Origin of the sequence: Chryseobacterium piperi (assembly GCF_002285635.2) — a bacterium.
Classification (GTDB): domain Bacteria; phylum Bacteroidota; class Bacteroidia; order Flavobacteriales; family Weeksellaceae; genus Chryseobacterium; species Chryseobacterium piperi.
In genome coordinates, this window is the sequence record NZ_CP023049.2 from 3,320,218 (window position 1) to 3,331,885 (window position 11,668).

The window sequence follows — 11,668 nt, forward strand, 5'->3', positions numbered from 1 at the left end:
AGAATTAGAAGTTCAGTTTAATACCAAGATTACATCGTACTCCGTAATATTCTACCTGCTCAGGGCGATCTTCATTTTTCCCGAAATGATAGATAAGAGGTTTATTCAGAATGTTATTAACATCTGCATACAGGGTTAAATATTTGGTGAACTGATAAGAGCCTCCAAAATCCAAACTGCTGTATTTTCCGTAATAAGAATCATTGATATCAGCTTCCGCATATTCTACGGCATACTTTCCTTTGTGGTTGTAAGCGAGTCTTGCATTGAATCCCTTTTTCTCAAAGAAGAGCTGTACATTGTATAATTCTTTGGCCTGATAAGGAAGGGTAACCTTTCTTCCGCTGGGTTTTTCCATTTCAGAAGTCATAAAAGTAGCGTTCAGCTGTGTTCCGAAATATTGTAAGAATCCAGGAAGAAAATCAAATCTTTTATTGATTCCAAGTTCGATGCCTCCCAGCCATGCTGCTTTTCCATTATTAGGAGCCGTGAACTGTACCCCGCTCATACCATTATAAGAATCAATGAAAGAGTCCTGAAAAATAGGATCAGTGATCGATTTATAAAATACACCACCACTCAGAATCCCTACATTTGAGAAGTAATATTCCCCCATCAGGTCAAAATTTAAAGAGTAGGTAGGATTTAGATTAGGATTTCCTCCTCTGAATTCATTATCCGCTTCGATATAAGTACCGCCGGGAGTCAGGTCTCCGAAGTTGGGTCTTGAGAAAGTCCTTGTCGCAGCAAAACGCAGGTTGGTTTTATCATTGAGCGTATATTTGACATGTAACATTGGTAAAACGGCAAGATAGTTTTTAGTGTTTTCAACCGGAACCAATGCGTCATCCACTACATTATAGCCCTTTACTCTCGTATTTGTATTGGATAATCTGACTCCTCCTAATATGATGATCTTATCATTCAGTTTATACGTTCCCATCCCATAAGCATCTGCTTGCTTTTCAAAAACATCGAAATTCCTTCCTAATGCTTTGTTATATTCCAGAGCTTCTGAATCTGTTGGGTTTATTTTTAGATTTCCCTGATTCTGAAACCAGAACTGATTCATCCCTGTTGTTGATAATACAGGACCAAACGTATTTCCGATATGTGCATTCATCTCACTTAAATACTTAGGTCCATTGGGCTGTGTAGTGATATAGGAACCAAAATCGGATAATAGGGGAGCTGTTCCGTTACTCCAGTTATAGAAAATATCTGAGAATCGGGCATTACGTTCTTTATCCCTGTATTTAAATCCGTATTTTAAAGTCAGTTGATCAGAAACATTAATCTCATGATTAAACGCTGCAACAATTTTATCCTTTTCATCAACGAAAACCTTATAAAATTCCAGATCGGTAAATTTCATTTGGGCAGCATCCATTTTAAAATTAGGATCACTGTAAAAACCGAATAATGCATCAGGGTTTTTATAATCCAGCTTTCCGCCATCTGCTTTCCAATAGGCTCTTGCTCCATTTCCCCGATCTGATATATAATCAGGATTGATGCCAACGCCGGATTGTGTATACTTGATCACATAGTACGAATTGTTTTGTTTGTCAGGGATATTTCCATATTTGAATCTGTTATCGTAATAAGATACATCCCAATCAATTTTTCCTTTGTTTAACTGATGAACTCCTCCGAGGGATACGGAAGTCATTTCTGTAATTAAGAGATTGTGTATATTTTGAAGCTCAACCCTTGCGGTATTATTGGCTGAGCTGAATTTATCAAACCGTATTCTGTGTTTGTAATGGGTTTCGTCATCAGACAGAGTTCCATACATACCTTTTAGGTATAATGTGTTTTTGGGAGAGAGTACATACTCAAATGCAGTATTGATTCCGGTTGTTTTTCTCACGCCGTTATAATCACGAAGTTCTAGCCTGAAAACTCCTTCATCACCGCTTCTTCTTGCTTCAAAATTGTCTGTAGACCAGTTTCTGGTAAAATGAGCGATGTTAAATAGATACCCGAATTTTTTATCCTTCGTTCTGCCTCCGTATAACAAACCAAAATTATAAACTCCTTTATCAGCCTTGGCATTATAACCACTTCCTAAAGTGATCTTCAATTCCTGCTTCATAGGAGGAGTCTTCGTAATAAAGTTAACTCCGCCACCGATACCGTCGGCTTCCATATCGGGAGTAAAAGATTTATTGACATGAACATAAGAAATGAGCTCTGTAGGAAAGAAATCAAAGGCTGTAGCTCTGGAGGTGGTCTCCTCTTCAGCAGTTGGAAGCCTGTTCCCGTTGATTGTTGTTGATGCCCAGAATGGAGGAAGTCCTCTTATAGAAACAAACCTTCCTTCTCCCTGGTCTCTTTCAATAGAAACTCCCTGCACACGCTGCACGGTCTCTGCCGCATTTCTATCCGGTAACTTTCCGATTCCGTCAGAAGCAATAACATTGGTAATATTGATTGCATTTTTCTGAAGGTTCAAAGCTCTTGCTTCGCTATTTTTAAGAGTAGCGGTAACAACAACTTCATCTATATTTTTTTGTTTTTGAGAGAGCTTTATAATGCCAAGATCTGTATTTTCTTCAGATTTGATGTCTATGGTAATATGGTTCGTTTCATATCCGATATAGCTTACTTGTATAGTATACTCGCCTGTTTTAAGATCGTTGATGGTAAATTTACCATCAATGTCTGTGGCTGTATTTTTTGAAGAGCCCTTTATTGTTATGGAAGCGCCCGGAAGGGGTTGATTTTCATCCAGAACAATTCCGGTGACGGATTTTTTCTGAGCGGATAGCAAAGTGATAAAACTGATAAAAACAAGGATAAGTAATTTCTCTAATTTTGTTTTCATTTTTACATATATTAAACTTTTATGCAAATCAAGCTAATAATTTTAATATATGTAAATATTCTGTGTTAAGTAATAATTAATAAATAGGTGGAAATTGTTAAGTATTTCTTATCAAAAATAATCTTGTTAATAACTTAACAAGTAGTAAATTATCCTTTAAAACAATATGTTTTATGGTTTTTGTAAACAATTTAATGATAATGTATTTATAGAAAATACCACGAAATTTGTTAATTCTGTATTAATTTTGGAAAAATAAGGAATAGTAAAAGTTGAGTATTTGTAAACTTTTTAATGAGAATTTAACAGATTTATTATAAAAAAGAAAAGGTTAATGATTGTCAGAATAAAAATAAAGAACCAACATGACGCAGCTTTCATTACTGATACTGACCGGAACATGAGGAAACTTACCATTGAAATATAAAGAATCCCCTTCTTTTAAGATAATCTCTTCGTTATCGATTAAATATTTAACCTCTCCTTTGAGAATATGTTTAAATTCCCAGGCATCGGTGATTACTTTTTCCCTTTTAGAATTCGGTTCAAGTGTTAATAAAACAGCTTCAAAACCGAGTGAATGAAGGCTTTTACTAAAGATGTGCATGTATTTAAATCCTTCAGCCTCTACTTCTTTTTCGATAAGCTGCTGGCTTTCTTTAGGCAGATAAAGGAATTTGGCATTTGATTTTTTTTCTACACCTTCAAAGAAATAGCTGGCATCGATTTCCAATGATTGAATCAAATCAAGCAGAACGGGCAGGGAAGGAATCGTTCTTCCGTTTTCAATACGGGAAACAAGACCATTGCTTACACTTGCTCTGAAAGCCAATTCATTAATGGTTAAATTATTTTTCTTTCTAATATCTTTTAATCGCTTGCCGATACCTATTAAAAAATCATTCATAGTATTTAAAATTTACCCCGAACTGTTTTCATCATTCTGTTATGACAACAAATGTAGCATTATTCTATAAAGATTTTACAAACTTTAGAATCATTAGTGGAAAAATCTGGTGGACATTCACTGAGGCTTATTTCCTATCTTTTTCCTATTTTTGTGTAATTCGCAACTTATGAAAAAAATTATTCTGATCGAAGACGAAACCAGTGTCGTATCTTTTATTAAAAAAGGACTTCAGGAAAAAGGCTATGAAATCTCTGTGGCCTTTGATGGCCGTACCGGAGTACAGCTGGTAGAAGCTAATGACTTTGATCTGGTAATTTTGGATATCATGTTACCGGAAATGAATGGTTTAGATGTCTGTAAAGAGATCAGAAAAACCAATCAGCATGTTCCTATTCTTTTTTTAACAGCATTGGGAACTTCTGAAAATATTGTTCTTGGCCTTGAAAGCGGAGGAGATGATTATCTGGTGAAGCCATTTAAGTTTATCGAACTGGTAGCCCGTGTAAAATCATTATTAAGACGCAGTATTAATCATACGACGGCTCCGGAAGCTCCCGAACCTGAGGCTGACAGCGAGCATGTTTATCAGGTTTCCGATCTGATCGTAAATGATTATACTAAAAAAGTAACAAGAGGAGGGGAAGATGTTTCTCTTACTTCTACAGAATACAAGTTGCTTATGTATTTTCTGAATAATCCGGAAAAAGTAATTTCCAGGGCGGAAATCCTTGACGCAGTGTGGGGGGTAAATTATGAATTGGGAACCAATGTTGTAGATGTGTATGTCAATTACCTAAGAAAAAAACTGGACAGCCAGGATGATCATAAACTAATACATACCGTTATAGGAATGGGGTATGTACTGAAAAAACCATAAAGATGTTTAATAGAGTTGTAACGAATCAAACCAAAACAATGGTGCTTTTAATGCTGGTTTTTACCACCATTATATTATTATTTGGAGGTATGGTTTACTTCTCAATTGTTAACTTTTCACATCAGAGGTTCTATGAGCTGCTCAAAATAAGAACCACTACAATTATACAGATTGAGAAAAGCAAAGAGCATCTTGATCTTCGGGAAAATCGTGTTTTGAATAATACCAATGATGAAGAGCTTCCCATGGAAAAAGACTATGTCTTCATGGTTCCTACAGATTCCAATTTTAAAAAAATTTCACAGGAAATTCATATTCCTGATACGTTTTTCAAAAACATTGTAAAACAAGGAGAAGCTAATTATAATGATCAGGAGTTTTATTATATAGGCCAGTCTTTCAAGTTTAATGACCGGGAATATATTGCCATTGCTTCAGCTAAGAATCATTATGTAGTGTATTATCTCGGATTCCTTAAAAGAACATTGATTACCTGTATTGTACTTTCGCTTTTCTTCAGTATGATCTTTTCTTTTTATCTGTCGAAAACCTTATTTAAACCGATATTAAAAATTACAGGTAAGGTGAAGGAAATCAGTTCTGAAAACCTTCATTTAAGACTGGAATCTCATCCCGATAACAAAGAATTGAATGAGCTTGTAGATACGTTTAATGATATGCTTAACAGGATAGAGACCTCATTTGAAACGCAGAATCACTTGATTGGAAACGTCTCCCATGAGCTCAGAACACCACTCACCTCCATTATGGGTGAAGCTGATGTTGCTCTTTCTATCAACAGAACCCCTGAAGAATATAAAGAAACATTGGAAATTATTCTCGACGAAGCAGAGAAGTTGGATAAAAAAATCAAAGCCTTGCTGATGATTGCCCAAACAGGTTTTGATGGCAAAATTCAGAAAATGGATAAAATACGGATTGACCAGCTGCTTTGGGATGTTATTGAAACATTGAGAAGAATAGATACCCGGAATAATATCTACCTCGATATAAGTATGTTGCCGGATAATCCTAAAAAACTAAAAGTACAGGGTAATGAGCAATTACTGCATCTTGCTGTTGCTAACATTATTAATAACGGCTGTAAGTATTCTAATTTTCAGCAGGTAAGAGTTTCATTAGGAGCTACGGATACCGATGTGTACATTATTGTAAAAGACAATGGAATCGGAATTCCTGAAGAGGAAATGAATAAAATCTATGATCCGTTTTTCAGAGCCTCCAATACCCAAAATTATGAAGGATACGGCATCGGCCTTCCTCTGGCAAGAAATATTGTAAGAATGCACCATGGAGAGTTGATCGTAAGTTCTCATGAAAATCAAGGGACTACCGTACAGCTTCGTTTTCCTAATTTTTATAGTATGATGCAGGTAGAGAGGGAAGGATTGTAAAGATGTAAAATCGCGAAATCGCTTTTTCGAGGTTAAGGCTTTATTCTATCACGATAGTTTTAAAGAGATATTGCACATTGAGAGAACTGCAAAATCGTGAAATCGATTTTCTTAGGTTAAGGCTTTGCTCTATTGTTGCCATTTTAGTAGTTATCTTATAGATTAGATCTTTTATCCAGCACCTCATACTTTTACAAATTCACGATTTCACGATTTCACAGTTTTACGATTCTACGATTTCACGAATCTGCAATTTTACCATTTTACTGCTGTAAGACCTTAGTAATGCAGTGATTTTATGTGCCTAAGCTCTCGCTATTTCCTCCAATATTAATTCTTCTTAACAATTTTCTAATCTCATTTTAATCTCTTTAATGACATTTTAATTCGGTTCCAAAGGGCTTTTAATTTGGTCACTATAGTTTTGTATCATCAAATAAGATAATACACAACTAAACCACAAAGATATGATCAAAACGATTTTAATTGCCACAGATTATTCTCTTGAATCTTTAAATATATTAAAAAAAGTACTAAAAGAGAAAGATGCAAAAGCAGAGAAAACTCAATACAATATTTTGTTTGTATCAGGATATGAAATGGGAGATTCTATCAGGGATCTTTTATTTACGACAAAAGGAGGCATCTTTAATAAAATCAGACCCAGTGAGTTCTGTGATGCTTTCAGTATTATTAAAAATAAATATCCGCATTTGATCAATAAAATGATTTGCGATGTTTTCACCGGAAGCTTCCAGAGAACATTCAATAATTATGTGAAAACAGAAAAAATAGACGAAGCATATTATTCACCCTCCATAAAAAGTAAAGGAAAAGGAAAATTTGATATAATACCTTATATCAAAAAATGCAAAGATCTGGAATCTCATGAAATTACGATTGAGATTTCTGAAAGTCTTCCGGAAAGAGGAAAACTTGCAGAGATCTTTGTAGAGGCCTAAAAAACACACAAAGACAACTTTTATAAAATTAGAAAAAATGTTAAGAAATTATAGTAACAGCAGGACATTGGGGGACAATATAAGACTGGGGACGCTGACTGCCTTTACGGCAGGAACTATAAATATTGCATCTCTATTAATATTTCTTTCTTTTACTTCGAATGTAACGGGGCACTATGCCATTTTAGCGGCAGAAATAAGTAAGGGAAACTGGACTCAGGTAGCCGTCGTTGGGGGGTGGATATTTATGTTCTTTTTCGGAGGTTTTTTATCAAACCTTATTGTCATCAGCTTCAATAAAAAAAGCAAGTATTTAGCCCATGCTACGCCACTTGTTTTAGAAATCATGGCGCTGTTGTTTGTTGGGATCTATGGGCAGTTTTTCTATCAGAAAACATTAGAAGAAACGCAATACCTCGTTGCCTTGATGCTTTTTGCTACAGGTTTACAGAATGGTTTGACGGCAAGTATCTCTAATTTTTCAGTAAAAACAACCCACCTTACAGGAACCACGACCGACCTGGGAATCTTAGTCTCTATGTTTACGCATAAGAAATACAGAAGAAACCCGGAATTGATTGCGAGAGCTAAACTATTATCAAGTATTATGTTTGCGTACGTTTTAGGGGCTGTATTTTCAGGATTGACCTATTACTACCTTGAATTCAGAGTATTTTATGTAATCAGTTTCTGTCTATTAATTGTGATCGGATATGATTTTTACAAAATCCATGTCAGACACTTTAAAACACAATACAGATATAGTAAAATCTATAAAAAGCCTACTGTTTTGGCTTATCTCTATGAAAAAATTCATGGAGAGCCCAAAAAAGAAAAAACAAAAGAAAAAAGAAACCTTGTATTTGAGACTAAAATGCAAGAATAAATAAAAGAAACTATCAGTATTAATTTTGTGTAAACTAGCTGTGAATCAATCCTCTATTTGTGTAATACAATTAGGGGATTGTGTTTTCTAAAAAGAGAGAAAACAAGGGTATTTATATTAAGATAATAAAAGGCAGAATTTTTGCATGTTGATAATTAAATCTTAAATCACGATTTTATTGTTTTTATTACCATTTTCATTGACTATTTTTGTAAGTCGATTTAACCGTTTTTATGTCAGATATTATTCAGCTTTTACCGGATCATGTAGCCAACCAAATTGCGGCAGGAGAAGTGGTGCAGAGACCTGCGTCCATTGTGAAAGAACTATTGGAGAATGCCATCGATGCGGATGCTTCTAAAATAGAGCTGATTGTAAGGGATGCCGGGAAAAACCTGATACAGGTTGTAGATGATGGAAAGGGGATGTCTGAGACCGATGCAAGAATGGCGTTTGAAAGACATGCAACATCTAAGATCCGGGCAACCGATGATATTTTTAAAATCGCAACCAAGGGATTCCGTGGTGAGGCCTTAGCTTCTATCGCAGCAGTCTCTCAGGTAGAGCTTAGAACAAAACAGAAAGAAACAAATATTGGAACCAATATCTATATCGAAGGCGGAGTTTTCCAATTTCAGGATCCGGTACAAACATCGGATGGTTCTAATTTTCTGGTAAAAAACTTATTCTTTAATGTCCCGGCAAGAAGAAAGTTTCTTAAAAATAATAATATTGAATTCAGGCATGTTATCGACGAATTTCAACGTGTGGCATTAGCACATGAAAACCTGGAGTTTTCCCTGTTTCATGATGATGAGCCTGTTTTTAGACTTAGGAAAGGAAGCCAGATGCAGCGGATTGTGGATATTTTCGGAAGAAAATTGCAGCCTCAGCTCATTCCGATCAAAGAAGATATCATCTGGTGTAAGCTTCACGGATTCGTGGCTAAGCCTGAAGGAGCTAAAAAAACAAGAGGGGAGCAGTTCCTTTTTGTCAACGGAAGGTTCTTTAAAAGCCCTTATTTTAATAAGGCTGTTCAGGAGGCATTTGAAGGTTTGCTTTTACCGGGGTATATTCCTACTTTTTTCCTTTTCCTGGAGCTTGATCCGGAGAAAATTGATGTTAATATCCATCCTCAAAAAACAGAAGTTAAATTTGAAGATGAACATCTCATTTTTGCATTGATCCGCTCTACAATAAAGAGATCTTTAGGAATCTACAATGTTGCTCCCAGTCTTGACTTTGAGAGGGATCCGCAATTGGATGAGCTCATGCAGAAGACATTTCCAAGCAAGGGAAATACCGGCGGAACAATAAAAATGCCTGAAATCGTTGTTGATAAGGACTATAACCCATTTTTAGAAGAAAGAGAAGTAAGGCAAACTGAAATTCAGAATCTTGCTGAAATGTACCATCAAAATATTGCAGCAGAACCTTCAAAAATTAATTTATTTGAGGATGAAGATTTTGATGAAGACCTGATGAGACTTCCTAACGGATATTGGTTATTCAACAAAGGGGATAGGACATTAATGCTGGATTTGGGAAGAATGCACCGCTTGTTTGTTTCGGAAAATAATAAACCGACAAAGAAGGGAACTACCAATAGCCATGCGCTTCTTTTCTCTCTGGAATACCACATGAATGAGATTGAGAAGAATAAATATAAATCAATCAAGAAATATCTTCCGGAGCTGGGGTTTGGTATGAAAATCGCCCACGAAAGTGTTTTAAGGATTGATGCTGTTCCGGAAGGGCTAAAAGAAACTCAGGTCATGAAATTTCTTGAAAACCTGTTTGATATTTTAGAATATAAGACGGAAGAGGAATTTATGCAGTACTATCAGAATCAATGGGCTAAGATGCAGTCTAAATCCAGATTTGATTTTATATATAAAAAAGATGCGGAACAACTCATTAAAGATTTTACAGCATTAGGATTTCCCGAATTTTTACCCAATGGAAAAAGATGCTTTTATGAAGTTCCGTTTAATGATTTTAAAAACAAATTTTAAAAATGTTTAACAATATACCACCGATTACAAGAAACATTATCCTTATAAATGTAATTGTATTCATCTTTTCAAACTTTTTACTTAGAGATCAGCTTACAGTTTACCTTGCTGCCTTTTATCCGTTTTCCCCATACTTTCATTCATGGCAGATTATAACGCATATGTTTATGCATGGGAGTATCATGCATATTTTATTTAATATGTTGACGTTGTGGAGTTTCGGGCCTGTGCTAGAGCAGTCGTTGGGCGAAAAAAAATATCTGATTCTTTATTTTGTAAGTGGTTTAGGCGCATTTTTCTTATTCAATCTGTGGAACTTTGTTGAGGTTCAGCAAATTTCTAATGAGCTGCAAGGGTTGGGTTTTAATGTGGATGCTTATTTATCCGGAGCAAAAGGAACATTTATGGGAAGTACTGAATCCATTCTCAAACAGAAGGAATTATTGGCTGGTTTAAACGGTATTATCGCAACTCCAATGGTTGGTGCTTCAGGTGCTATTTTTGGTGTTATTGCCGCTTTTGCAACTCTATATCCGGATTCAAAAATTGGAATCATGTTTATTCCTGTTCCTATTAAGGTAAAATATCTATTGCCTATTTTACTTGTTATTTCTATTTATTTAGGGGTTTCAGGAAATGTAGGAGGGATTGCTCATTTTGCCCATGTAGGAGGAGCTATTGTTGGATTTATATTAGCTTACATCTGGAAGAGAAAGCTGTATAGAATGCGTTAAGATACCCTTGTGAAAATACTTCGCCTTATACTTTTAATAATACATTTTGGGATATTGTTTCTTTTACTGGGGACACTATTAAATGCGTACGTACCTCCGAAAATGTATCCGTGGTTCAATTTGCTTTCTTTAGGGTTTCCTGTTTTAATAATTGCTTATGTGTTATTGACTTTTTTCTGGATTCTAGTCTGGAAGAAAAGAGCTATACTGTTTCTTTTATTTGGATTTATTTTTATCAATCCTATTAAGAGATGGGTTAATTACTCTTCTGATATAAAAGCAGTTTCTAATTTAAAAATTGTTTCACTTAATGCAAAAGGGGGAACATTTGGCGTGCAAAATATCAATGCATATATTGAAAAACAGAATGCAGACATTATTTTGCTACAGGAACACGGCAATATAAAAAAATATCAGTTCAAGGGTTTTGAAAAAGGAAAAAGTAATGATATTATTTCAATTTTTTCTAAGTACAGGATTATTGATCAGAAAGAGCTGATCGATAGTAATCCTGATACGAACAATGCCTATGCGAATCAAACAGATATTGAAATAAGAGGAAAAATATACAGGTTTGTTAATGTCTATCTTCAACCGTTTAAGTTTGAGAAGAGTATGGTTAAGCTTCAGGGAAATAGTAAAGAAGATGAGCAGAAGCTAAAAGATATTGTTAAAAGATTAATTCCCACTTTTAAAATGCATCAGGAGCAGGTAGCTGCTATCAGAAAAGGAATTGACAATTCTCCTTATCCTGTAATATTAGTCGGAGACTTTAATTCGGTTCCCAATTCATATGAATATTATCACTTGGGAGACGGCCTTAAAGATGCTTTTATGGAATCGGGAAGAGGAAGTGCTACCAGCTTTCATGAGTATAAATTTCCAATAAGAATTGATTACGTATTTACGTCTCCATCGATACAGGCTGTTAGTTATAAAGTTGACCGTTCTGTCAGAATTTCAGATCATTATCCGGTTATTACAACTCTCAAACTATAAAAATAATAATCATAAAATACGTTAATAGTTTTTATATTGG

The 11,668-nt window shown here is 35.1% G+C and carries 9 protein-coding genes; 7 read left to right on the forward strand and 2 right to left on the reverse strand.

Going from position 1 to position 11,668, the window contains the following annotated elements; translation table 11 throughout:
- Positions 1–4: 4 nt before the first annotated feature.
- The gene (locus CJF12_RS14550) at positions 5–2,830 is read right to left on the reverse strand and encodes a TonB-dependent receptor (protein WP_034681302.1); all 2,826 of its coding nucleotides are present in this window, start codon (positions 2,828–2,830) and stop codon (positions 5–7) included.
- Between the two features lie 331 nt (positions 2,831–3,161).
- The gene (locus tag CJF12_RS14555; RefSeq protein WP_034681303.1) at positions 3,162–3,737 is read right to left on the reverse strand and encodes a helix-turn-helix domain-containing protein; all 576 of its coding nucleotides are present in this window, start codon (positions 3,735–3,737) and stop codon (positions 3,162–3,164) included.
- A gap of 169 nt (positions 3,738–3,906) precedes the next feature.
- Between CJF12_RS14555 and CJF12_RS14560 the strand changes: the two genes are divergently transcribed.
- The 7 genes from CJF12_RS14560 to CJF12_RS14590 all read left to right on the forward strand — a co-directional run bounded on the left by CJF12_RS14560 (position 3,907) and on the right by CJF12_RS14590 (position 11,628).
- Positions 3,907–4,617, forward strand: a complete 711-nt coding sequence (locus CJF12_RS14560) for a response regulator transcription factor (RefSeq protein ID WP_034681304.1) — start codon at positions 3,907–3,909, stop codon at positions 4,615–4,617.
- Between the two features lie 2 nt (positions 4,618–4,619).
- Positions 4,620–6,032: a sensor histidine kinase gene (locus CJF12_RS14565; protein WP_034681305.1), complete on the forward strand. Its 1,413-nt coding sequence runs from the start codon at positions 4,620–4,622 to the stop codon at positions 6,030–6,032.
- Positions 6,033–6,499: 467 nt separating this feature from the next.
- Entirely contained in the window at positions 6,500–6,994 is a 495-nt protein-coding gene (locus tag CJF12_RS14570) for a hypothetical protein (protein WP_034681309.1), read from the forward strand.
- Between the two features lie 37 nt (positions 6,995–7,031).
- Complete coding sequence (locus CJF12_RS14575) at positions 7,032–7,880, forward strand: YoaK family protein (protein WP_034681310.1); 849 nt, start codon at positions 7,032–7,034, stop codon at positions 7,878–7,880.
- A 233-nt stretch (positions 7,881–8,113) separates the two neighbouring features.
- Positions 8,114–9,895 (forward strand): DNA mismatch repair endonuclease MutL, encoded by a 1,782-nt coding sequence (mutL, locus tag CJF12_RS14580; protein ID WP_034681311.1) that lies wholly within the window; start codon positions 8,114–8,116, stop codon positions 9,893–9,895.
- A 2-nt stretch (positions 9,896–9,897) separates the two neighbouring features.
- On the forward strand, positions 9,898–10,629 hold the full coding sequence (locus tag CJF12_RS14585) for a rhomboid family intramembrane serine protease (RefSeq protein WP_034681313.1): 732 nt from the start codon (positions 9,898–9,900) through the stop codon (positions 10,627–10,629).
- Positions 10,630–10,788: 159 nt separating this feature from the next.
- A complete protein-coding gene (locus CJF12_RS14590) occupies positions 10,789–11,628 on the forward strand; it encodes an endonuclease/exonuclease/phosphatase family protein (RefSeq protein ID WP_228423506.1) in 840 nt (279 codons plus the stop codon).
- The last annotated feature ends 40 nt before the right edge of the window (positions 11,629–11,668 follow it).